General features: G+C 62.9%; 14 protein-coding genes. 10 read left to right on the forward strand and 4 right to left on the reverse strand.

Going from position 1 to position 24,288, the window contains the following annotated elements:
• Positions 1-114: 114 nt before the first annotated feature.
• Positions 115-405: a hypothetical protein gene (locus ASF66_RS04075; protein ID WP_056842826.1), complete on the forward strand. Its 291-nt coding sequence runs from the start codon at positions 115-117 to the stop codon at positions 403-405.
• Positions 406-412: 7 nt separating this feature from the next.
• Here the strand turns inward: ASF66_RS04075 and ASF66_RS04080 are convergent, their stop codons facing one another.
• Positions 413-763: a hypothetical protein gene (locus tag ASF66_RS04080; RefSeq protein WP_049859452.1), complete on the reverse strand. Its 351-nt coding sequence runs from the start codon at positions 761-763 to the stop codon at positions 413-415.
• Positions 764-897: 134 nt separating this feature from the next.
• Between ASF66_RS04080 and ASF66_RS04085 the strand changes: the two genes are divergently transcribed.
• From ASF66_RS04085 to ASF66_RS04095, 4 genes are all read left to right on the forward strand, one after another.
• Complete coding sequence (locus ASF66_RS04085; protein ID WP_049859451.1) at positions 898-1,200, forward strand: DUF1883 domain-containing protein; 303 nt, start codon at positions 898-900, stop codon at positions 1,198-1,200.
• Between the two features lie 13 nt (positions 1,201-1,213).
• On the forward strand, positions 1,214-1,375 hold the full coding sequence (locus ASF66_RS22725; RefSeq protein WP_177331284.1) for a hypothetical protein: 162 nt from the start codon (positions 1,214-1,216) through the stop codon (positions 1,373-1,375).
• Between the two features lie 372 nt (positions 1,376-1,747).
• Complete coding sequence (locus tag ASF66_RS04090; RefSeq protein ID WP_056842827.1) at positions 1,748-3,406, forward strand: nitrite/sulfite reductase; 1,659 nt, start codon at positions 1,748-1,750, stop codon at positions 3,404-3,406.
• Positions 3,390-3,884, forward strand: coding sequence for a DUF934 domain-containing protein (locus ASF66_RS04095; protein ID WP_049859449.1), 495 nt, complete (start codon positions 3,390-3,392; stop codon positions 3,882-3,884). Before ASF66_RS04090 ends, ASF66_RS04095 begins: the two co-directional genes overlap by 17 nt.
• A gap of 63 nt (positions 3,885-3,947) precedes the next feature.
• On the opposite strand, the gene ASF66_RS04100 is transcribed toward ASF66_RS04095, so the two are convergent.
• From ASF66_RS04100 to sohB, 3 genes are all read right to left on the reverse strand, one after another.
• On the reverse strand, positions 3,948-9,185 hold the full coding sequence (locus ASF66_RS04100; RefSeq protein WP_056842828.1) for a dermonecrotic toxin domain-containing protein: 5,238 nt from the start codon (positions 9,183-9,185) through the stop codon (positions 3,948-3,950).
• Positions 9,186-9,284: 99 nt separating this feature from the next.
• The gene (locus tag ASF66_RS04105) at positions 9,285-13,604 is read right to left on the reverse strand and encodes an NEL-type E3 ubiquitin ligase domain-containing protein (protein ID WP_056842829.1); all 4,320 of its coding nucleotides are present in this window, start codon (positions 13,602-13,604) and stop codon (positions 9,285-9,287) included.
• A gap of 96 nt (positions 13,605-13,700) precedes the next feature.
• Positions 13,701-14,726 carry a protease SohB gene (gene sohB / locus ASF66_RS04110; protein ID WP_049859446.1) on the reverse strand — a complete coding sequence of 342 codons (1,026 nt, stop codon included), beginning with the start codon at positions 14,724-14,726 and terminating at the stop codon, positions 13,701-13,703.
• Between the two features lie 265 nt (positions 14,727-14,991).
• Here sohB and ASF66_RS04115 point away from each other — a divergent pair, with 265 nt between their 5' ends.
• From ASF66_RS04115 to efeB, 5 genes are all read left to right on the forward strand, one after another.
• The gene (locus tag ASF66_RS04115) at positions 14,992-15,309 is read left to right on the forward strand and encodes an SCP2 sterol-binding domain-containing protein (RefSeq protein WP_049859445.1); all 318 of its coding nucleotides are present in this window, start codon (positions 14,992-14,994) and stop codon (positions 15,307-15,309) included.
• A gap of 165 nt (positions 15,310-15,474) precedes the next feature.
• Positions 15,475-20,550 carry a dermonecrotic toxin domain-containing protein gene (locus ASF66_RS04120; RefSeq protein ID WP_056842830.1) on the forward strand — a complete coding sequence of 1,692 codons (5,076 nt, stop codon included), beginning with the start codon at positions 15,475-15,477 and terminating at the stop codon, positions 20,548-20,550.
• A gap of 170 nt (positions 20,551-20,720) precedes the next feature.
• Positions 20,721-21,563, forward strand: a complete 843-nt coding sequence (gene efeU, locus ASF66_RS04125; protein WP_056842831.1) for an iron uptake transporter permease EfeU — start codon at positions 20,721-20,723, stop codon at positions 21,561-21,563.
• 7 nt (positions 21,564-21,570) lie between these two features.
• Entirely contained in the window at positions 21,571-22,764 is a 1,194-nt protein-coding gene (efeO, locus tag ASF66_RS04130) for an iron uptake system protein EfeO (protein ID WP_056842832.1), read from the forward strand.
• A gap of 206 nt (positions 22,765-22,970) precedes the next feature.
• The gene (gene efeB, locus ASF66_RS04135) at positions 22,971-24,284 is read left to right on the forward strand and encodes an iron uptake transporter deferrochelatase/peroxidase subunit (RefSeq protein ID WP_056842833.1); all 1,314 of its coding nucleotides are present in this window, start codon (positions 22,971-22,973) and stop codon (positions 24,282-24,284) included.
• Positions 24,285-24,288: the final 4 nt, after the last annotated feature.

The raw sequence follows: 24,288 nt of genomic DNA on the forward strand, positions 1-24,288 counted from the left end.
TACATCAGTCGAGCAACGGAATTTTTCCTTGCACAACTACCCTTGCCGCTTGCCAGTGTATAGCATTGGGCCACCGCATAGCGGCCCCCTTGTCTACCTGAAGAATCCCGCCCCATGAACACCCTCCTGCGCACTACCCTGTCTTGCATCGCCGTGCTCGCCGTTTCGGCCTGCGCGAGTACTTCCCCCACCATTTTGAAGAACGGCCAACAGGGCTTGAACATCGACTGTTCGGGTCAGGCCATGTCCTGGGACAAGTGCGACGAGCAGGCAAGACTCGAGTGCCCCAGCGGCTACCAGACAGTAGCGACTCAGGGCGTGCCGCGACGTGCGGACGAGGCTGGGCTGGCGGATGCCGACCTGGGCAACTACCAGACCCGCAGCCTGGTGGTGATCTGCAAGTAGGACCGGCTCAGCCGGAGATGCATTTCTCGGCCGCCTGGCGTACATCGGCCGGGCGCAACGGTACGTTGGACAGGCGCTCGTGCACCTTGATGCTGCTGCCGCCGGAACGATCGTCGACGATCAGCACGGCGGCCGGATCCTTGGAGAGTTTCTGCGGAACGATGATGCGATAGCCGTCGTGTTTCTGTTCGATCACCGACGGTCCGCGGCTGTCGCTCAACTGGGCGACCACACAGGTGGAATATTCCTTGGGGGTCTTGCCGGAAATCACACTCATGGTCTCGGGGCTTTTCTCGATGTCCGTCACGGTGGCACAACCACCGAGCATTACCACTGCCGTCAACCAGGCCCACTTCATGATGCATCTCCGTCATTAAATACCCTGTGACCGCAAGGTCATGAATTTGCTCCATGCATCGGTAGAATTTATCCGCGCTGCGATGCACATGATATCGTTGCGCTTTTTCGCGCACCTGTAACTGTGGAGAGCCCATGAAATTCGTTCACCAGCGCGAGCACCTCAATGAAGACGATCTAGTTGTCATCGAGTGCTCCCAGCGCTGCAACATCCGCCTGATGAGCGACGCCAACTTCCGCAGCTTCAAGAACGGTGGGCGACATACCTATCATGGCGGCGCGTTCGACACCTTCCCGGCCAAGATCACGGCGCCCAGTACCGGTTTCTGGAACATCACCATCGATACCGCCGGCACCAAGCTGTCGAGCGTCACGCGCAAGAGCACGTTCACCCACAAGATCAAGATCGTGCGCCGCACGGCTTCGAAATTCACCTGATACAGGGGCACCCATGATCAAGTACGTGATCCGCTACAACCTCGACGGCCAGCGTCGCTGGGACTTCGCGCAACTGGAAACGGGCTCGCTGGAAGAAGCGAAGGCCGCGTTGGTCGCCCTGCATGGCGACGACGCCGCGAACATCAGCGACATCCATATCAGCAAGGCTCTCTGATAGACCTGGATCCATAGTGTGCTCCTTCGCGGGCAGAGGGCCCGCCCCCCACAAGGCTATCGTTAACCCTGTGGGAGCGGGCTCTGCCCGCGAAAAGGTCACTGCAGCTCCGCAGGCATTCCGCGGTGTGCTTTTCGCGGGCAGAGGGCTCGCCGCCCGCCCCGCCCCCACAAGGCCTGCCCCGCCAACGCGTCAATGTCCTGAAGACATGAAAACGCGCCGTTGTTATGCATTCTGGTTCGGTGCATATACTCAAACGTCACTTTTACGTCTATTTACAAACTGTTATCTTCCGTCGGCTCTGCTAAGAGTGCGCGACCGTGCGCGTGCTTTTTCTGATGATGCGAAAGACAGCCTGAGAACAGGATCACCATGTACGTTTATGACGAGTACGATCAACGGATCATCGAGGACCGCGTCAAGCAGTTCCGGGATCAGACCCGCCGCTACCTGGCTGGCGAACTGAGCGAAGAAGAATTTCGCCCGCTGCGCCTGCAGAACGGCCTGTACATCCAGCGTTTTGCCCCGATGCTGCGCGTCGCCGTGCCCTACGGCCAGCTGACATCGCGCCAGACGCGCATGATGGCCAAGATCGCTCGCGATTACGACAAAGGCTACGCCCACATCAGCACCCGGCAGAACGTGCAGTTCAACTGGCCGGCCGTGGAAGACATTCCGGACATTCTCGCTGAACTGGCCACCGTGCAGATGCACGCGATCCAGACCAGCGGCAACTGCCTGCGCAATGTCACCACCGACCAGTTCGCCGGCGTTGCCGCCGACGAGGTGATCGACCCGCGCCCCTGGTGCGAGATCGTTCGTCAGTGGACCACCTTCCACCCCGAATTCGCCTACCTGCCGCGCAAGTTCAAGATTGCCGTCAACGGCGCCAGCACCGACCGCGCAGCGATCGAGGTGCACGACATCGGTCTTGAACCCGTGCACAACGCCGCCGGCGAGCTGGGCTTCCGGGTCCTGGTCGGTGGCGGCCTGGGCCGCACGCCGGTAGTGGGCGCGTTCATCAACGAGTTCCTGCCGTGGCAGGACCTGCTCAGCTACCTGGACGCCATCCTGCGCGTGTACAACCGCTATGGCCGTCGTGACAACAAGTACAAGGCGCGCATCAAGATCCTGGTCAAGGCCCTCACGCCAGAAGTCTTCGCCCAGAAAGTCGACGCCGAGATGGAGCACCTGCGTGGCGGCAGCACGACCCTGACCGAGGCCGAGCTGCACCGCGTGGCCAAGCACTTCGTTGACCCGGACTACAAGGCATTGCCTGATTCTGCGGCTGACCTGGCCCAGCTCGACAGCGAGCACCCCGGCTTCGCCCGCTGGCGTTCGCGCAACACCCTGGCGCACAAAAAACCCGGCTACGTGGCGGTAACCCTGTCGCTCAAGCCGACCGGCGTCGCCCCCGGCGACCTGACCGACAAGCAGCTCGACGCCGTCGCCGATCTGGCCGACAAGTACAGCTTCGGCCAGCTGCGCACCTCCCATGAGCAGAACATCATTCTGGCCGACGTCGAACAGGCCCAGCTGTTCAGCCTGTGGAACGAGCTGCGTGAAGGCGGTTTCGCCACGCCGAACATCGGTCTGCTGACCGACATCATCTGCTGCCCAGGGGGGGATTTCTGCTCCCTGGCCAACGCCAAGTCGATTCCGATCGCTGAATCCATCCAGCGTCGTTTCGACGATCTGGACTACCTGTTCGACATCGGCGAGCTGGATCTGAACATCTCCGGTTGCATGAACGCCTGTGGTCACCACCACGTCGGCCATATCGGCATCTTGGGCGTGGACAAGAAAGGCGAAGAGTTCTACCAGGTGTCCCTGGGTGGCAGCGCCAGCCGTGATGCCAGCCTGGGCAAGATCCTTGGTCCTTCCTTCGCCCAGGAAGCCATGCCCGATGTCATTTCCAAGCTGATCGACGTGTACGTGGAAAAACGCACCGAAGATGAGCGTTTCATCGATACCTACCAGCGGATCGGCATCGACCCCTTCAAGGAGCGCGTCTATGCAGCGAATCATTAAGAACAACGAAGTCGTCGACGAAACCTGGCACCTGCTGCCCAAGGACACCCCGTTCGACGGCATCAGCAACTGCGATGACCTGATCGTACCGCTGGCCCTGTGGCGCGAACACGGTCCGGCGCTCCAGGCCCGCGATGGCGGCCTGGGCGTGTGGCTGGACAGTGACGAAGAAGCCGAAGAGATCGGCGAGGTGGCCAACCAGTTCCAGGTCATTGCCCTGAACTTCCCGGCATTCACCGACGGCCGCAACTACTCGAACGCACGCCTGTTGCGCGATCGTTATGGCTTCAAGGGTGAACTGCGCGCCATCGGCGACGTGCTGCGTGACCAACTGTTCTACCTGCACCGTTGCGGCTTCGATGCCTTCGCCTTGCGCGCCGACAAAGATCCGTACGAAGCACTGGAAAGCCTCAAGGATTTCTCCGTGACCTACCAGGCGGCCACCGACGAACCGCTGCCCCTGTTCCGTCGTCGCTGAACGCAAAAAGGCTGGCGGGGCTCTCGCCGCGCCAGCCTTTTGCTCCTTCTTCCTGGATGTCCTTTACTGGACGTTCGCTGCAGTCACCTCTTCAGACAGGGTTCTGATCAACCCTCGGGTTGCCTTGGTACGACCCGTACTGATCGAGGCGTACATCTCCAAGGCCGCCTGATCCGTCATCACCACGCGCAGTGGCTCTCCTTGCGGCCCGGTCCACAGGGTTTCCGGGGCCAGATCGCCGAGTGCCTTGAGCACAGCGCCCAGGTTCTCCGGCTCCACACTGAACAGATCCAGCGTCTTCGCCTCTTCGAAATGAATCAGCACGTTCCCCCACAAGGTCTCGACCGCTTCGAAGCGCTGCGGATACACCCGACGCAGGTACAGGCTCCAGAACGGCTGTTCGGCAAGCCAGTCCAACAGCCCGCTGGCGGTTTCATCCGTAAGCACCGCATTACCCACTTGCCGGGTTGTCTCGGTGGAGAGAATTTCGCTGTACAGCATCGATGGCTGCGCACGCAGTGCCAAACGCGCCTGCAGACGGTTACGCAGCAGCAAACGGATCTCGACCTCGTCCGGGGTGCCATCAAGCAGTTGCGCGTCCGTGATCTGATCCATCGCGTGCAGCGCGGGTGTTTCCGGGCCGTTCTGAATCAGGGCGGCACGTCGATTCAAGCGTCCCTGAGTGATGGCCGCGGCATACTCATCCACCAGTGCCGCCCGGTACAGCTGGCGTCCCAAGCCCAACAACGGCTGCAGCATCGCCTCGCCACCGGCCACGGCCGAGGACGCCGCCTGCCAGGCCAGGGTTCGGGTCTCGAAATAATCCAGCACAACGCTCATGCCGTCCCCGCAACTGCCGTCCACCAGCGTCGCATGCTCGAACAGCTGCTCGCGCAAGTCACCTGTCCCCAGCCCATCGCCCGCTGCCTGGGCATCGGCAACCACCGCGCGCATCACCGACCACATGCGCGCCTTGAACGGCTCGGGGTGGCGTTTGTAAGCGTCGGTGGAGGTCAGTCGGGCCATCACTCGATAGAAGGCAGCCGCTTCCGGGGTGCTTTGGTCCGCCTCGATACTGGCACGCAAATCGGCGGGGCAGTCGGCTAGCCAGGCATTGCTGGCCTGCTCGTGTCCGCTGCCTGTCGCGTTGCGCTCGCCCCATTCGAAACTGATCCGCGCCCGTCGCAAGCGCCGCCGCGAGAGCTCCGAAAGCGGGTTGCGGTCGAGGGTGAAGTGGAACTGCTCACGCAGTATGAAGGAGCGCATCATGCTGACGTAGGTGGTTCCGCCGATGTCGGGCAGCTCGGTGAGGTTGTTGTCGCTCAGGATGATCCAGCGCAATGGCGTAGCATGACGATTCATCAGGTAGCTCAGACCCTCTGGCCACTCGGTGATACCGGTGGAGCGCAGGATCAGCTTCTCCAGCATGCGCATGCGGGTAACGTCCGGCGCCTGCCCCAGCTCGGTAAAGCTCAGGTTCAGGGACTTGAGGCGTGTCAGCCGGCTGATTGCCTGACGACCCTGATCCGTCAACGTCTGGAACGTGTTTTTCAACGACAGCTCTTCCAGTTGATTCATGCGACCCAGGATCGTCATGCCCCGGTCGTCGATGGTGAACGCATTGTTGGCCAGAATCAGAGAACGCAGTTGCTTGAGTCGCGCAAGGCTGGTCATCGCCTGCTCGCCGATGAGTATCGCCTGCTCGTGGCCGTCTACCAGGCTCGACACATAGGCGCGATCCAGATTCAACACCCGCAGGGGGCTGTTGCCATCCGCGGTCAGCTCGGCGAACACATCCGCTGCCGGCTCCAGCACATTGAGCTGCAGGTCCAGATGTTTCAGCGCCTTGAGCGCTTTGATCTGCGCGGGGATGGCGCGTAGAAAGTTCTGCGCCAGGGACAGCTTTTCAAGCATCGGGAAGCGCGAGAGAAAGAAGGAAGGGTCTTCGGCCAGGCTCATGCGCTCCAGCTTCAGTTCGACGATATGGCTGAAATCCGCGGTGATCAAAGGCAGCGGGCCAATGCTCCTTCCGCTGAGGTTGATTCGAAAGGTTTCGCCACGCCACGCCCTGAGCAGGCGCGTACGTGCCTCGGCTCGCGCCACGGCATACTCCGGCAGCTCCTTGCTCCACAGCTCCAGCGAACTGTCCAGCACCTTGTAATCCTGCTCCAGTCGCTGAATCGCCAGCTCGAAACTCTCACCCGGCCTGCGCAGCACTTGACGCAGCTCGGCCATGTCTCGGTAACTGAGGCTGGGGTACAGCGCTCGCAGGCGTCGACGCTGGCCCCACGAGGCATCCCCTCGCCCACTGAGCGGGTAACCCGCCCCGTGTTCGGTGAGCAAGGGCAGCTTGAACCAGGGCTGCAGAACCCTTTGCCCGAGCAATTGACCGGCCCGCGTTCGATCGGCCGCGGCCAGCGCGGCCAAGCGCGTGCGCAGCCCCTGGCTGTCGTAGCGCGAAAGCGACAACGCCGTAAGCTCGGTATCCGGCAGGGCACTGCACAGCGCCGCGAACACATCCTGCTTGCCGGCCAGCGCCTGCTCCCGTGCATCGAACGCCTGGTATTGGCCATCCTGACTGACCAGGTACTTCACCTCGGTGGCCGACTCAGCGCCCACCGAGGCCAGCCCACGGCCCTGGACGTAGCCGGCACGGAGCTCGATCCGAGTGTTTCCCGTCCAGCCCGGGAGGTGCGCGAGCAGGCCGAGCGCCAGGCTATCGCGATCCTCGGATGTACGGGACGGGTCGATCAGCCCCTCGCAGGCCTCATTCAGACGCTGTTCGCGCAAGTACAGGCGCGCCTGTTCGGCCAGGCGCACCGACAGTCGTCCGCTGCCCTGTAACTGACTTACCTCCCAGTCCTGCGCCTTTGCCGCCAGGTCATTGGCCGCACGTCCGGACAGACCCGGGAACAGGCGCTTGACCGGCGCCGCCTCGGTGGTCAGCGTGGGCTCCTGTTGGGCGTATAGCCCGGCGGCAATGTCAGCGCTGGCCGCCTGCACTTCATCGGCCAGGGCTTGCGACAGTGCCGAGGATTGACCTTGCACGGTGTTCTCCACGCTGTCCGCAAACAGACGCTGTTTGCGGGTCGTATCGAGTTGCTTAACGATACGCTCGCACAGGTTGCCCGCCAGCCAGTCGCGGCGCTGGACCACAATCGGCTCGGCCTCGTTCGGGCCGTACTGCACGAAATGACCATCGTCCGCGACCACACGCACTGCCCAGCTTTCCTGCCAGCCGGGTATGCGCTGCAGCAGCGGCAGGCAGTAGGCGGCGCCCTCCCCTGGAGGCTGTGCCTGGCGAACGTTCGCCACCAGGCGCTCGACATCGCGCCGGGCGCGGTAACGCAGCAGCGCGTCCTGCAACAGCGCAGGAGCAGGCTGTCGATTCACATGGATGTCGCGCAACTGTTCGGGAGTAAACCCGCAAGCATCGCTGACCTGCTGCAGTTGCGCATCGCTCAACCGATCGGCGATAGCGCCGAACCGACGCAGCAGTCGAGCACCTTGCCATTGCAGTGGCTGCTCGTGAATGTGCTGCCAGGCCCCGGCCTCGTTGTGGGTCAGCACCGGACGATAGCTGTCGCGCAGCTTGGGGTGTTCGATCACCCAGTTTCCGCTCGCCTCATCCAGCACTTGCTGGTAGTAGTGCTCATCGATGCGTACGTAGGTGCGTTCATCGAGCTCATATTGGCCTAGCGCGTTGGGCGTAACCTCGGCAGGCAGGTTGATGTCAGCGGCATACGCCGTCAGATCCGGATGCAGCAAACGTAGCGTGCCGGCACTGTCGGTGACCGGGACGAGCGCTTCCATGAACGGCGAGTGGGCCAGGGCGATACCTGCAGCCGCTCCGCTGGCCAACAAGGCTACGTTCTGCGCCACCGCGCTGAATTGGCTGATCGCTTCCACCGTCTGTCCGTGCTTCCAGTCATCGACCCCCAGGCACAGGTTCTTGACCAGTTCCACCGCACCCACGGCCAACCCCAGTTCGCCCGCGCCAGGTATCACGAACGTGGCGACATCGAAGGCGCTCGCCAACAGACCTTCCCACCACGCCAGGCGCTGTTCACGGGCCAATTGATCCTCGTCATCGGTCGGCACCACCACCAGCCGCGCACTCTCACCCAGCTTGATCAGTTGCTGGCTATACAACAGGTGCACAAGCTTGCCCTCGACGGGGTACGCGCGCAGGCCGATGTCCGCCGCAGGGTCGGGGACCGGCGGCTTGGCGAACTCGCCTGGCCGGATCCAGGGTATCGGCGACAAGGTATTGACCAGCCGATCGGTAAAGGCCGCCTGACTGCGCTGGGCGACGAAGCGCGCGAAGTGGTCACGGTAAGGCACCGCGCGCAATTTCTCGCGCAACGTATCGGCAAAGGCCTGGCGCGAAGCATATTCCTTGAGTGCATGGTCCGGCTCGCCGGGCAGGTAAGCCAGGCAAGCCGGCCCGCCCACCTGCTCGATCAGCACCATGCCCAGCAGGCTGTAGCCGGTGCTCAGCGGTGTGTGCAGCAAGCCCAGCTGGCAGAACTGCAAGGCCTTGCCCTCCCAACGCGGGAGCTGCAAGTCCGCCGGCTGCGTGATCTGCTTGAGCGCCTGGTAGGCCGCTTCGCTGATGTCTCCGCGAATACGCGCGGTGACGGCCGCTGCATCCAGATTGTCGGCAATGGCCAGGCTGAAGGTAGTGGCGGTGTCGGCCTGCTCGGGGTCTGCACTGGGTGTCTGCCCGAGCGGGCGAAACACCGACTTGAAGTGCTCCTGGTACTGACGGCCCAGATCCAGCGTGCGCACCAACGCTGCAAAATCATGCACGTCAAGCTTGACACGGGCACTGTCCGGGTAGCGATACAGCAGGCTGCCGTCGTCGTTGAGGGTAAAACCGAACGCGCCTACGGGCAGAATGACCGAACCGGCTTCCAGCCCACCCGGCTTCGCTTCGCTTGGCAGGAAGTTCTGCAATGCCGCTTCAAGCAGGGTCTGGTGCCTGGGGGTCAGCTGGGTGGTGAACCCGTGGCGAGTACGCACCATGCGAATCAATTCGTGCTTGTCGACGTCCAGCCCCAGGGTTGGATAGGCCTTCTGCAACGCTGCCTGCAGCAGCGGCGCGCAGAACGCCGCAGGCGTCTGGAGGCGCGCGCGCAACTGCGCGGCATCCGCACTGGAACGCGCACTGAGCAGGGAACTTGCGAAATAGGCCTCGCGTAATTCCGGTACTGCTGTCGTCAACCACGGCGGCAGTACCGTTTCGATCAATGACTGATGGGACGCGATTTCGCCGGTTACGGCAGGATCAAGGGTCATGGCTGTGCTCCATGGCAATGCCCGCTACGGGGTTGTAGCGGGCGAAGCACCAGTGGAACAAAGCCCCAGGCTGGGTTTGCGGTAGATAGGTGTGCCCGCTCAGCCGCCCATGGCCTGCTCGGTCAGCGCCCGCAACAGGCTCGCTTCGGCGGCGTGTTGCTCGACCTGCAGCGCCACCAGTTGCTCGTCGTACCCTTCAGCGTACGGTGCCGCTTCCAGCGCCTGCTGCCGCGCAACGAATGGCGCCAGGGTCTGTTCCAGGCGATCGGCGAACGTGCGGCGCAGGTAGCCCAACCAGTAGTCCTGCAGCATATGCCACTCCAGCAAAGCCTCCCTGGTCTCAGCCTGATGAACCTGTTGCGCGGCGGCTTCGAGCTGCTGTGCCGTAACCGGTTCGATGTTGGCGAACAACATGCCATGGGGCTGATTGGGCAATTCCAGGCGTTGCGCCAGGCCAATTCGGTACGCCAGCAGCACCTCGACCTCCTCGAACTCGTCCGGCTCGATCTGGCGTTCGCGTACCCGTCGCTGCGCCTCGGCCCGCGCCAGCGATTCGACCCGGCTCAGGCGAAACAGGCCGCGCGAGGTGGCGAGCAGCTCAGTGGCCCATTGCGGACCGTCCAAGGTGGCATCGTTGGCCCTGGCAAACAGCAGCTGTGCCTCAAGATCATTGAACAGCGCGATGACTTGATCGCCACAGGTATCCGGGCGCTGCGCAAGCGAGAACAACTCGTCGCGCAACGCCGATGATTGGGCAGCGCCGTCGATCACAGCCCAGGCGCGACTGGCCAGGTTGTCCGGCGCAAGCGTCCGGTCCGCAGTTTCGCCCAAGCGGTCGAGCAATTGGATGAAACGTGTCGATCGAGGGTGGGCGCGAAGCTCACGGAGCCGCTGTAGCCCTTCAGGGCTGGCAGTGGCGGCCAATACGTCGAGGTACTTGAAGGACACGCCCACGGCTTGCAGCCGGCGGACACTGAGCTCGCTCAGCCCGGCATAGGAGAGGGTCAATGGGGTCGTCACCTGCGGTTCTTCCCGGAAGAATGCCAGCTCGGCCAGCGACGGCACCTCGGTAATGGCATTGGCGTCGAGCGCGACACGGCGCAACGTCAGCGGATCGCGCGACATCAGCTCAGTCAGCCCTCGAGGCCACTGGGTCAAACCGCATTCACGCAAGTTGAGGGCACCGATGACCGGCAGTTCCGCCAGGTCCAGGTGCTCGCCCAGCGGATTGCCCGACAGGTCGAGGTAGTCCAGCAATGGCATCGAGCGCAGCGCTTGCATGGCAGTTGGCGTGAGCTGTAAATCATTGTCGCTCAGCCAGAGGTTTTCCAGGTTGGGCAGCCGGGCCAACGTCGGCAGGTGCTCGGCCATGGCGACAGTGTCGGTGCCGCTGAGCCCCAGGTAGCGCAGAGGCGTCAAACTGCTCAATGTCTGCACGGCGGCAGCAGGCAGACGCATCGGGTTGTTGCGCAGGACCAGCGCCTGAAGTCGGTCGAGCCTGCGCAGGGCATCGAACATCGTCGGTGAAGCGGTGAGCCGGTTGTTCTCCAGCGCCAAGGACTCCAGATACGGCAAGGCGGCCACGTCGGCTGGAATCTCGGTGAGCAGGTTGCCTTGCAGATCGAGCACGGTGAGGTTGGGAAAATTCAGCAGAAAGCCTGCCGGCAGGCTTGCATGCCCCGCTCCTTCCAGGGTGATGTAGGACACATGGCTGAAATCGGCGGTCAATGTCGGCAAGGTCCCCACACGTAGTTCCGACAAGTCGAGCAAATACTGCGGTGGGCCGCCCGCCATGCCTTCCACTCGTGGAGCGACGCGGTGCCAGGCAGCGCGCAGGCGTTGTGCGGCCAGGCTGCGGTCTGCTGCTTCCACGGCTACCGGATTACCGTCTTCATCCGCCACGGTGGCCGGCTCGACAGCCCACTGGTCCAAGACGGCCTCCAGTCGTGCGCCCTCCGCCTCGCGGCGCGCTTGCATCAAGTCTGCAGCCATATGAGGCAGATCCGGTGCCTGCACTGGGCGCCCACGACCGCTGAGGCGATAGCCGATCCTCCCGTCATCCAGTCGCTCTGGCCCATTGAAGGCGGGCGTCCGACGCTGGCCTATCAGGCGAGCGGCGCGGTCACGATCGGCCACGGCAAGGCGGACAATGCGCTCGGCAGAGGCGGCAGCACGTTCGCTTTCAGGCAGCAGATCGAGCAGCCCCTGGCGCAGCTTGACGCTGCCGGGGTGGGCCATGGACGGCAACACCAACCCGCTGATGGCACGGTTCAAGCGCACCTCGCGAATGCCTTCATGGGCCATCAGCGCCAGACGCAACGGTACTCGCTGCTGCATCAGTTGCTGGCGCTCCTGGGCGTTGGCCTGGCGATACAGCGCTTCGCCCAATTCCCGCGGCAGGCCCGGAAAATCTCGGTGCAGGGCGTGAACGGCGGACTGCTCGGGCCAGTCATGGGGCAGCGGCTTGAGGCCTTGGGCGGCGCGAAAGTCTGCGGCAGCCAGGCGCAAGGTGGCCGGAAGCGGCAGGCCTCGGCCGTGGATCTGGCGGATCTGCGCAGCAGTGATTCCCGTGACGTGGCGAATGCGCTGCAACGTGCCCGCCGAGAAGTCTTCGAACAGCGGGCCCAAGCGCCTCATGGCCTGCTCTACGCCCCAGCGTGCCGGGTCTTCATGGGCCACCCGCCACGCACCTTCGCCATTGTGCTCGAGTGCCAGGCGCAGATCGTTTTGCGGGTCGGGATGCTCCAGGTACCAGCGGCCGAGTTTGGCATCCTCGCTCAGCCGGTACGCAACGCCGTCCAGCTTGATATAGCGGTCAGCGCCATACCGATACTGGCCGGCACGGTCTGGGTCCAGGTGCGGGGGCAGGACCTGCGGGTCGGCAAAATCGGTCAGTTTCAGATTGCTCAACCGTGTGGTGCCGTGGCGGTCGATGACCGGTAGCATCCCTTCGACGAAAGGCGAGCGCGCCAAGGTGATTTCGGCGGCCGAAGTGGCGGCAATCAGTGCCGCGTTCTCGGCCACATCGAACAGGTGATCCAGCGCTTGCTGAGTCTGTCCGTGCTCCCAATCATCGATGCCCACGAACACTTCGCCGAGCAGTTGAGCGACGCCGACAGCCGCCACCACTGCACCGACGCCGGGCACGAAGAACGCAGAGGCGTTGAGCAAGGTGGTGCCCACTTCCAGGTACTTGAGCAACCGCGCCTCGCGGGCGGCCTGGTCGATATCGGCCGTAGGCACGATAAAGGCACGTGCGTTGGCTGCAACCAGGCTCAGGGTGTCTTCGTACAGTCGCTCGACCAAAGCGCCGGTGCGGGGTTCGAGGCGTAGGCCAATATCGGCGTTGGGGTCATCGACGCGGCCTTTGGGGGTCCACAGGGAAAGCGCTTCGGGCCGTAACGTGTCGTTCAAACGCTCGAAGAAACCGTGACGGTCTGCCTCGCCAATGAACCGCGCGAAATAATCGGCATAACCCGGACGGCGCAGTTTGTCGCGCAGGGCATCGGCGAATGCCTGCAGGCTGGCGTATTGCTTGAGTGGAGACTCGGGATCACCCGGCAGGTAGACCACGCAAGGCGCCTGCGCGCTGGCAGAGGCCTGAACGACAAACATGCCCGACAGCACAGTACCCCCTCTGAACCAGGTGACCAGGGCGCGGAGGCCGGAAACCACGACAGGAGTGCCGTTCCAACTGACATTGCTGGCAGACCCATCCAACAGCTGCTGCAGCACCTGCTCACACTGGGCAGTGATGTCACCGCGCAGCACTGACCTCAGGATCTGCACCTGCAGATCGCTGCGAAAGCCGGCTTCCAGCAATTCGCGTGCATCACCGGATTCCGGCTCGAGCGTTTGGAACACCTGCTGCACATGATCTTGGTAGGCCTGGCCCATATCGATTTCTCGACAGGCAAGCGCAAACTGATCAGGTGTGATGGGCAGCACCTGGCTGCGGTCCAGACGCCAGGCGAACTGGGGAGCGACCAGCAACTCCAGGGCACGGGGCTGCAACAACATCGTGTCGCTGTCATAGGCTCCCTTGTCGCTTTCCTCAGGCCCGAAGTTGGCCATGGCCACTTCGAGCAGTGTCTGGCGCCGCACTGACGTCACGCGCCGGTCGATACCATAGCTGCGCTCGAACCGGACCCATTGCATGCTGCTCAGGTCGACGTCCAGATTGAAGCGCGAGCGCAAGGCCGGGCCCAAACGCTCGGCGGCAAATACGGCAGGCGCCATGAGGGTGTTCATCAGACGTTGCACCTTGGCGTCAGCGGCGTGACTCACGGTCAGCGCTTGCTGATACTCGGCGCGGCGTTGGGCACTGGCGCCGGTCAGCCAACTGGGCAGCAGACGAGCGACAAGATCATGATGCGCAGGCGAAGCGCCTGGGCTAGGGGAAGGGATTTGCAGGGTCACGGCACGGCTCCAGAGAGATTACCCGGCAGCGAAAGACTCCCGGGCAATCAGTGGAGCAAGGTTTACATCGGGCTCTGCACTACATAAGGCTGACCGCTACCAGAAGCGCTGCTGGGTGAGCTTGCCCCACGCCTTGCTCGCCACGTGCTCGAGCGAACTGCTGGCCGCCAGCCCCACACGCTCCTGCAGGCTTTTGCTCTTGGCGTAATGCAGGTGAAAGACTTCGGCCTGCTTGGCGCGCTCGGCCAGGTACTCGTCACTGGTCTTGAGCTCATCCACCAGTTGCTTGTCGAGCGCTGCCACGCCCAGCCAGACTTCCCCGGTGGCGACGTCGTCGATGGACAACTGCGGCCGGTAATGGGCCACGAAGCTCTTGAACAGCTTGTGGGTGACGTCCAGGTCTTCCTGGAATTTCTCCCGGCCCTTCTCGGTGTTCTCGCCGAACACGGTCAAGGTGCGCTTGTATTCGCCGGCCGTCAGCACCTCGAAATCGATGTCATGCTTCTTCAGCAGCTTGTTGACATTGGGCAGTTGCGCGACCACGCCGATGGAGCCGAGGATCGCGAACGGAGCGCTGATGATCTTTTCACCGATGCAGGCCATCATGTAGCCGCCGCTGGCAGCGACTTTGTCGATGCACACCGTGAGCGGCACCCCAGCCTGGCGGATGCGCGCCAGTTGCGAAGACGCCAGGCCATAGCTGTGGACCATGCCCCCGCCGCTCTCCAGGCGCAGCACCACTTCGTCATTGGGCGTCGCGAGGGTCAGCACGGCAGTGATTTCATGACGCAGGTTCTCGGTGGCCGAGGCCTTGATGTCACCATCGAAATCGAGGACGAACACCCGATGCTTGCTATCGGGCTTTTTCTTCTTGGCTTTCTTGTCGGTCTTGGCCTGCTCCTTGCGCAAGGCCTTGAGCTTGTCCTTGTCGAACAGTCCGGCTTCGAGCCGTTCGCGCAGGCCCTTGTAGAAGTCATTGAGCTTGCTGACCTGCAACTGACCGGCCGGTTTGCGCCGGCCTTTGGCACGCAGCGAGGCAATCGCGGCCAGCACCACCAGGATGGCAACGACCAGGGTGACGGTTCGGATCAGAAAACCGGCGTAATCGGCGAGAAACTCCACGGTGACTCCTTACATGCATGACGCCCGCTAAACCAGGGGACGATTGAATGGGCCCAGCATACCGGGGGGCAAAGCCTTGGGCCAGCCGTGAAACGATCGGCATCAAACAAGCCTTTCAAACGCACGTATGATTTTTCGTTGACAGCTGTCGATGCCCCCCCTAACCTCGCAGGACGTTCACTGTCACATCGAGCCTTGGCCCCCCCAAGACTGCGCGCTTGCCGCATGCTTCCAGCAGGCACACTTCCAAAAAAAGGACCGTACCATGACCTCCGTAGCCGACGCCGTACAAGCCATGAAAGCCAAGTTCAATCCAGCCGCCGCTCAAGGCCTGGATCTGGTGTTTGGTTTCAACATCACCGACGAAGACAAGCACTACGCGCTGCACGTGAAGGACGGCACCTGCGAACTGGAGGAAGGTGAAAACCCGGACGCCAACGTCACCCTGGTGATGGACAGTGAAACCCTCAAGGGTATCGTCAGCGGTGAAACCGACGGCATGCAAGCTTTCATGGGCGGCAAGCTGCGCGCCGAAGGCGACATGATGCTGGCCATGAAGCTGAGCGAGCTGTTTCCGGTCTGATCGTTTGCCGTATCACCAGACGCCTCGGCCCGTGCCGGGGCGTTTTTGTATCCAGCCAAAGCCTCAGGCGACACATATCTACAGCTTTCAAGAATCGCGCAGGTCCTAGCGTAGGCGCTCCGCGAGCTGGCAATGACCGGCTTGCCCCACAAGGAGTCTGCCTCGATGTCCAACACCCTGCCCTGGTTCCATGCTCGCTCACTGGCGCAGCGCATGTCCCGCCACTTGCTGCAAGCCTTGGAAGAGGAACGCTTGAGCGTGATCGAGCACGACTGGCTGCGGCAACTGCCCGAACAGCCCAGTCTGCCCAACGGCATGCGCATCAGCCTGTTGACCAACGCGGCGCCAGGTATTTTCAGCGGTCTGATGATTGCCCATGCCGACATCACCAAACCGGCAGTGTACTTCTACTCGCCGATGGCCGGGATATTGCCCTTTTTCGATCGCGACGAGCTCGAAGCGGCCCTGCTCGAGCCCGGTATCGGATTCGAGCTGGAGGGTTCGTATGCGCGCTGGCTCTCGGTGTCCAGGACGCCCTTTCAACGCTGGATGGAAGCGATCATTCAGGCCAATGCCAGGCGTCTGAAGCCTCTGCTGGCGTGCCTGCGAGGCCTGCCGGCATTACGTACCGTGCTGGACCAGCAGTTGACCGGTGCCCTGCGCACTGCCCTGCCCGCCAGCGATCCTATCGTTCCGGCGTTGCACCGCGTGCAGCGCCGAGTGGGCACGCCCGGCGCCGTCGAAACCACCCAGAACCTGATCGAGGTCGGTCTGGATGTTCTGACCGGCCGCGCCGGGCCGTCCGAGGAGCATGTCTTCACGGGTGTGTATGGCCAGGCTTTAAGCGTCGCCGAAGCAGCCACCTTCACCACCACGATAACGACTACCGTCGCGACACTCCCCCGTGCTTTCGATGACGCGCTGGTCGGTTTCTGGGCGTCCACGCCGCCTGCGGCAGCGTCCAGCTACCGCACGCTGATGAGCCAACATCTGAAGCACAGCTACCTGAACGCGGTGCTCGAGATCCAGGCACATCTGGGCTACAGACCGGCGCAGCGAACATTGCTGATGGACGCGGCCCAGGCCAAGCCCGGCGCGAACATCGTGCTGCAAGGCCTGAGCTTTGCCGCTGACCCGGCCAAAGCCGACCGCGCAGTGCCGTGGCCAGGCGTACTGGTGATCAGCGACAGAAGCGACACTTCGCTGGGCTATTGCGTGTACAGCTGCGACCAGGGCTTCACCCTGTGCAACGACTTTGCGGCGTTGAATCAGCACTTCGATACCTTGATCGCGCAAGCCCCGACCAGCCCACGAATCATCGCCAGCCAACGTGCGCTATTCAACGCCACCATTGTGCCGAGACCGCAGCTGATCCCCTTCCTCGGCAGCCCTTGGGAGGCCCTTGCCAACGGATTCATCGACCTGCAGCGCCGTCGCGCTCAGGACTGTTTCGCCACCCCTGCCCAGCTGCACGCCAACCCACTGGCCGCCCTGGCTCAAGCCACTTCGCTTCTCGATTTGCTCGAGCCGAACCTGGGCTGGCTGGGCGAGGCAGGCAAGCACGCCAGCCCAGCCAGCACGACGGGCAAGGAGCCAGGCTACGTGCACGGCCAGACCTGGCTGCGCGAACTGCAATCAATGCAGCATCAACTGGATGGACAACGCAAACGTTCGCTGAGCCTGGTAGAAGGGGTGCAACGGTTGCTGGCACCCGGGCTACTGGCGATCCAGTCGACCCTGGGGGTCGACGAACTGCACCTGCGTATCGCGGGCGCCCCGCAATTGTCGTCGATCAGGCTGGTCGACTACTTTCTGGAGCGCTGCAGCGGGGCTATCGTCCAACCTCTGTCCAGCGTCGACGACGTGCTGGACGGGCGTGGCAATACGCTTCGATGGCCCGACACCCTGCAGATAGAAAGGCTGATCGGCGAACGAAGCCGTCGCCTGCCCCGCGCATTTGCGGGCTTGGCCGCTCGCCATGACCAAGCGCCCCACGCGCACTACCGCGGCACCTACGACCTGCAGGGGCAGCGACGAGCCATCACCGAGCGCTGCCTGCGCATCACACTGGGGTCGGCGCGGCGTGAAGGTCGAATCGACGAGAACATGCTCGGATGGTTGGACATTGTGCTGAATCGACCGACGGCGGCCTTGCGCAACGCATTGGACGTGGAGGTACAAAGCCTTTGCCTGCGCGCGCGTAGCGATCGCAGCGAGGTCGTGCTGAGCAATCTGTTCCTCGTCCATCGGCGTTCGCAACCCGAAGGCCCGGTACTGATGTGGTCAACCCAGGATGGCCTGCGGGCTTTCAGTTCTGCCCAGCAGATGAAAGAGACCGTTGCCACTGTCGTGACCCATCCTCAAACGTCCCGACATCCGGCAAGCGGTCGCTACTTCAGGGACCGCTCAGGCCCTATTCAAGACAATGCCACGCTGGGGGGTGCGTCCGACCTGACGACCCACATCCTGCGCGGTGATTTCATCGATGAACTGTGCGCACTTGAATTCAATCGACGCCTGTATTACCTGAAAAGCAATCTGGAGCTTGGCATCGACTGCCACTTCTCCACCCAACTGATGCAGGGCAATACCGATTTCGGACGCAGCGACGACACGTTGGCGGCGGCCCTTGAATGGCTGGGTACGGAAATCGCCAACAACCAACTGGTGGAACTGCTGCCCAATTGGCTGAAGCAGGCCTCGAAAGCACAGATCACTCGCTACACCGAAATCCTGAGGCGTTGTGTGTGGACCACTGACGTTCAAGGCAACTACCTGGCCAACATCCCCTATATCCTGGATTTCTCCCGAGACCGGTTGAAAGAGGCGATGCGCAAGGCGTGGCCCCAGGGGCCCTACAACCCTGATCGGGTGCAGATCACGCTGACCGACACCAGTGGAGGGGGCGTGAACGCCGGTGGCGGTATTGCGCTGGGCAACACTGCCAGCGTGACTAGGTCGCTGACGGAATGGGCCGTCGACCAGTTCGGTGGCTCGCTGAGCAGCGCAATGACCATCGCGCTGGACCCACCCAGCCAAACCATCACACCGCCGAGCACCTATCAGATTCGTACCTTGGTAGACCAGGCCGATATCGGCGGCGCCTATCGCACAATGCTCGCCGAACGGCTCGCACCTACGGCGTCTGACTATGCCGAACGTCGCCGCCTGTTCGCCCGCGGTGTGCCGCCGCAGATGCTGCGCTACGCCGCTGAACGGCAAATGCAGGGCAAGCTGAGCAATGAGGCCGTCAACCTGCTCGAGCAGGTCATGGAAATGCCCGACGGTCTGGCGCGCGAACCGCTTCACCATCACAACATCATCATCGCGCCGTTCGGCCTGGTAGCGGACACCGACGTTGCTGCCGATCGGGCCTGCGCGATGTTCCTCATAGCACCTGACGACAACACCGCCGGGCCGGTGGTGCTGTACAGCGCCTATGGTGGCGAACAGACGCTACTCGAATTCGCGGACCGCGCCAGCCTGCTGGCTCAGGTGAAGACCGATAACGGTCTGCAGGCGCTGATCATGTCGCGGCTGCCTGAGCAGGCCAAGCCGCGCTACCAACACGGCGGCTTCAAGGAACCCCATATCCCATGGACCACGGAAGTCAGCGATGGCCAGCGGCCAGGTCGTCCGCCTGCGATCACCCTGTCGGACGAAGCCTACACTGGGAACGCGCTGTTTCTGATTTTCGAAGACACCCTGAAGCTGATCCAGCTGGCAGCCAAGGAGCAGACCCTGTCCGCCGGCGAGGCCACCTGGAACGCATTCTGTCACTTGCTGGAGCTGGGCCTGCAACAGGGCTCGGTGATGTTGCCCAGCGCTGTGGCCTCCCTGGTGGCGCTGTATCAGGGCGTTGTGCTGGTACGTGATTCGGTAGAGGCCGCCAAGGAACAGAAATGGGGTGAGGCGGTAGCCGACCTGGTGGCTGCCCTGGCATCCGTCGTCGGGTCGCGCCAGGCGCTGGATGACCTGGAATGGCGCGACTCGTCCAAGCGTCGGCCCGGTGCTGAAGTGGCGGCCTCTGAGCAAGGCTCATTGGGGACATCCGGGCTGACCGCGTTGAAAAACGCTCAAGCCACCGATGTGGTGCTCTCGCAGCTGCACTTCGATCCGCTGCTCAACCTCTACAAAAGCGTCGACGGTAGCCATCGGTATGCCGTTGTAGGGGGCCGCGTGTTCGAGGTGGCGGACGCCGACGTGGGCTTGAAGATCATCAGCGCGCAAGGCGATGGCCCGACCATCGAGCTGGATGAACAGCAAAAGTGGCGGGTGGATGCAGAAGTGCTGCGCATGGGCGGGGGTTATTCCATCGCCGAGCACTATGACATCTGGGTCGCCGAGCAAAACCTGGTGGATCTGTTCATGACCCAGGCCGAGGGCGCCCTACAGATGCGCCAGCAATACCCTCGTCGTCATCGACAACTGGTGGACGCCCATGCCCACAGCGTGGATTGCCTGCGCAACACCTTGGCCAACCTGAATCAAGCAGCACCCCATATGCCGCTCGCTGCCGAAACCAACGCCGTGCTCACCGACATCTTCGAGGTCGATGTCACACCCGCCATACTCCATCAGATCCGCAGCAGTTGCCTGCGCCTGCTCAGCGAGTTCACCGCTCCCGGTTTGGACCCGCAGACATCGCCCCGCTATTGGATGGGCATGAACAAGCAAGGGCACGCTGGCACTCACGCGTTCGTCTGGGAAACCGATCCACTGCAGCGCATCTTCCTGACGGAGCAGTTTTACGTGCTTCCGCCGGAAACCGTCATGTACTCCAATCTGCATCGCAGCCAGAACGACATGTTCGTCCATCATCAGGCGTCTTCACTGCTGCATGAAGTCAGCCACCAGGTGCTCAAGACGGTGGATATCGCCTACATGGACAGCTTCAGACCGCTGCTCGAGCAATACGACAACCTGGGTGGGCCTTACAGCCAGGCACAGTTGTATGCCCATAGCCTGAACCGCGTACGGCACGAGGCGCTGTCTTTGAGTACGCCGGACAAGACCCTGTTCACCCGTCGCGGTACCAATGGCCGGCGTGACTTCCGCAACTACGATGGGCGGCAGCGCGAAATGATCCTCAAGTTGTCAGGGCAATCGACGCTGGCTGAAGCCAGGGTGGCCTTTCGCGGCAATTCTGAGGTGCGTGCGAAGATCATCCTGGCGAATGCCGATTCGTTGACACTGCTGGTGCTTCGCCTGGGTCAGGAGGTGTTCGGCACCACGGGTTGATGCCTTGGGATCGATGCCCCTGTTGGGGCGGCAACGGCGCAGCGCGCAGTCCCGCCCCTTCCTGAAGATTTGTTCAGCTTCCGCTCGGCGCAAAGATCAAGCGCTCTGTTCAATAATGAGTATCATTATGTTACAAGTTAGCATCCTTATTACTCCTCGAACGGTGCGAAGTGCTGGTTCCATTCTTGATCATGCTGCGCGAAGGGATTGAAGCCGCGCTTATCGTTGGCATCATCGCCAGCTACCTGCAACAGACCGGCCGTGGTCAATGGATGCCAGCGGTCTGGATCGGTGTCTTCCTGGCCGCAGCCGTGGCCCTGTTGGTCGGCGGTGGTCTGGAATTGATGAGCGCGGAATTTCCGCAGAAACAACAGGAATTGTTCGAAGCGCTCATCGGCCTGGTGGCCGTGGTTATCCTCACCTCCATGGTGTTCTGGATGCGCAAGGTCGCCCGTTCCGTGAAGCATTCGTTGCAGGCTGCGCTGGACCAGGCCCTGACCGGCTCCCGCCACCAGGTCACTGCGCTCATTGCCATGGTGTTCTTTGCGGTTGCCCGTGAAGGCCTGGAAACCGTGTTTTTCCTGCTCGCCGTTTTTCAACAGAGCGCGGGGCCTGGCGCGCCCATTGGCGCCCTGCTCGGCCTGCTGGTCGCCGTGGCGGTCGGCTTTGCCATCTACTCGGGCAGCATGCGCCTTAACCTGTCGCTGTTCTTTCGCTGGACCGGTCTGTTCATCTTGGTGGTAGCGGCCGGGATTCTCGCCAATTCCGTGATGGCCCTGCACGAAGCCGGGGTCTGGAACAGCTTGCAGACCGTGGTCTTCGACATCAGCGCCACGCTGCCCATGGACGGTCCGACCGGATCGGTGCTGGCCGGCATGTTCGGCTATCAGGATGCGCCCACCGTCAGCACATTGGGCGCGTACCTGATCTATCTGGTCGTGGCACTGGTGGCGTTCTTCATGCCCCATGCCGCGCCGACGCCGGTTCCCTCCTCCCCTGCCACTCATCAGTAAGGCCTCCATGTCCAATCCAGTCAATGGCGCGCCACCGCGCCTGATGCGTCTGGCGCTCGCCGGATCGGTGGTCGTGATGATCGCCGCCGGCGGCCTGTTCTACTACGCCTCGCAAGTCGCTTCGAACAAACGTCAGGCCAGTGCCCAGAACGAAATCGTGGTGAACATTCATCCGCACAACTGCGAACCTGCTGCACTGACCGTGCCTGCCGGACGCACCAGCTTTCGCATCGTCAACCGTTCCGAGCGCGCCGTGGAATGGGAAATCCTCGACGGCGTGCTGGTGGTCGAGGAGCGCGAGAACATCGCGCCCGGCCTGAGCCAGGTGATCAACGCCAACCTGCAGCCGGGTGACTATCAGATCACCTGCGGCTTGTTGAGCAACCCTCGTGGCACGTTGAAGGTGACGCCGACGGCCGAGTCCGATGCGGCCGCCAAAGCGCGACCGTCGATGGTGGCATTCGTCGGACCGCTGTCGGAATACCGGGTGTACCTGGCGACCCAGGGCAGCGGCCTGATCCGCGCCGTGGATGCGTTGAACCAGGCCATTGTTGCCGGTGATCTGGCACAGGCGCGCCATCTGTATGCACCGGCGCGCGCAGCCTATCAACGCATCGCGCCCGCTGCTCAGCGTCTGGCCGAGCTGGACAATGCCATCAACGCCCGCGCGGACTACTACGAGAAGCGGGAGCAGGACCCGGCCTTCGGCGGCTTCCATCGCCTGGAATACGGCCTGTTCAAGCAGAACACCTTGGAGGGCCTGGCGCCGGTGGCGAAGAAACTGGCAGCCGACGTCACCGAGTTGAAACGCCAATTGCTGGCGCAACCGCTACCGCCTGAACAACTGGTGAACATTGTCTCGCGCAACCTGCGTGGGCTGGCGGACATTCGCAGCAACGGTGAGGAAGAGCGCTACAGCCATACCGACCTGAATGGCTTCGCTGCCAACCTGGAAGGTGCACGCAAGGTCATCGATCTGCTGCGGCCGCTGTTGGCCAAGTCGGCCGCCGAGTTGCTTCCGGGCATCGATGCCGCCGCCGACGAGCTGGCCATGCAGTTGGCGAGCTTGCGCAGCGGTGACGGTTACCAGAGCTACGAAACGGTCAGCGCCGAACAGCGCCAGCAGATTGCCGCGCAAGCCAAGGCCCTGGCCGATGCCCTCGACGGCATCGATCCGGCCCTGGGCCTCTCCACCCTGTAGCAGCGGCGCGAGCCGCGTTGGCGGCCTCCGCGGTGTGATGGAGTGGTTGCAGTGAAGCCCGACGCGGCTCGCGCCGCTGCTACAGGGGCTATGGCGAGCCGCGTCGGCGGCCTCCGCGGTGTGATGGAGTGGTCGCAGTGAAGCCCGACGCGGCGTGCGCCGCCGCCACAGGTGCGGTGAATGGAAAAGATACGAGGTCAACGATCATGAGCAACACCGACAACCCGAATTCACCGGTCGACGCCCAGCGTCGGCGCGTGCTGCTGGGCCTGGGCGCTGCCGGCGCGGCACTGGCAGGCGCGGGGCTCAGCTGTCCGGCGATGGCGACCCCCGCCGCCAAGGTCACCGAAGCACCGAAAAGTGAAAAGACCCAGGACCGCCACGACTACGAAGGTCAGCACCAGGCCGGAATCGTCACGCCACGACCGGCCGCCGGCATGATGGTCGCGTTCGATGTCCTGGCCAGCGACCGCGCAGACCTGGAGCGCCTGTTCCGCACCCTGGACGAGCGCATCCGCTTTCTGATGACCGGCGGCCCCGTCGCCCAGGTCGACCCCAAGCTGCCTCCCCTGGATTCGGGCATCCTTGGCCCGGTGGTGGTGCCGGACAACCTGACCATCACCGTGTCGGTGGGCGAGTCGCTGTTCGACGAGCGCTTCGGTCTTGCCCAAGCCAAGCCCAAGCGCCTGTCGCGCATGGTCGGCTTCCCCAACGACGCACTGGAAGCCGATCAGTGCCACGGCGACCTGACCCTGCAGTTCTGCGCCAACACGCCGGACAGCAACATTCACGCCCTGCGCGACATCGTCAAGAACCTGCCCGACCTGCTGTTCGTGCGCTGGAAGCAGGAAGGCACCGTGCCGCCGCAAGCGCCCGCCAAACCGGGCGAACCCGAGCAGAGTGCACGTAATTTCCTGGGCTTTCGTGACGGCTCTGCCAACCCGGATTCCAACGACAATCGGCTGATGAATGCGCTGGTGTGGGTGCAGCCTGACAGCGACGAACCTGCGTGGGCCGCCCATGGTAGCTATCAGGCGGTGCGCATCATCCGCAACTTCGTCGAACGCTGGGACCGCACCCCGCTGCAGGAGCAGGAAAACATCTTTGGCCGGGTGAAGACCACCGGCGCACCCATGGATGGCCGGCTCGAAAGCGATGTGCCGGACTACGCCAAGGACCCCGAAGGCAAGATCACCAAGCTGGACGCACACATCCGCCTGGCCAACCCGCGCACGGTTGCGTCGCAGCAGAACCTGATCCTGCGCCGCCCGTTCAACTACTCGAACGGGGTGAACAAGAACGGCCAGCTGGACATGGGGCTGCTGTTCATCTGCTACCAGGCGGATCTGGAAAAAGGCTTCATCACCGTGCAGACCCGTCTCAACGGCGAGCCGCTCGAGGAGTACCTCAAGCCCGTCGGCGGCGGCTATTTCTTCACTCTGCCGGGGGTGACCGGCGCCCAGGACTTCATTGGCCGCAGCCTGCTCGACGCGACCAGAACCACCACGACCAACGCTTGACCAC

Source organism: Pseudomonas sp. Leaf129 (assembly GCF_001423465.1).
Classification (GTDB): domain Bacteria; phylum Pseudomonadota; class Gammaproteobacteria; order Pseudomonadales; family Pseudomonadaceae; genus Aquipseudomonas; species Aquipseudomonas coleopterorum.

Coding starts and splice junctions, on each gene's coding strand:
- ASF66_RS04075 (WP_056842826.1), top strand. CDS start 115: ATGAACACCCTCCTGCGCACTACCCTGTCTTGCATCGCCGTGCTCGCC.
- ASF66_RS04080 (WP_049859452.1), bottom strand. CDS start 763: ATGAAGTGGGCCTGGTTGACGGCAGTGGTAATGCTCGGTGGTTGTGCC.
- ASF66_RS04085 (WP_049859451.1), top strand. CDS start 898: ATGAAATTCGTTCACCAGCGCGAGCACCTCAATGAAGACGATCTAGTT.
- ASF66_RS22725 (WP_177331284.1), top strand. CDS start 1,214: ATGATCAAGTACGTGATCCGCTACAACCTCGACGGCCAGCGTCGCTGG.
- ASF66_RS04090 (WP_056842827.1), top strand. CDS start 1,748: ATGTACGTTTATGACGAGTACGATCAACGGATCATCGAGGACCGCGTC.
- ASF66_RS04095 (WP_049859449.1), top strand. CDS start 3,390: ATGCAGCGAATCATTAAGAACAACGAAGTCGTCGACGAAACCTGGCAC.
- ASF66_RS04100 (WP_056842828.1), bottom strand. CDS start 9,185: ATGACCCTTGATCCTGCCGTAACCGGCGAAATCGCGTCCCATCAGTCA.
- ASF66_RS04115 (WP_049859445.1), top strand. CDS start 14,992: ATGACCTCCGTAGCCGACGCCGTACAAGCCATGAAAGCCAAGTTCAAT.
- ASF66_RS04120 (WP_056842830.1), top strand. CDS start 15,475: ATGTCCAACACCCTGCCCTGGTTCCATGCTCGCTCACTGGCGCAGCGC.
- efeO (WP_056842832.1), top strand. CDS start 21,571: ATGTCCAATCCAGTCAATGGCGCGCCACCGCGCCTGATGCGTCTGGCG.
- efeB (WP_056842833.1), top strand. CDS start 22,971: ATGAGCAACACCGACAACCCGAATTCACCGGTCGACGCCCAGCGTCGG.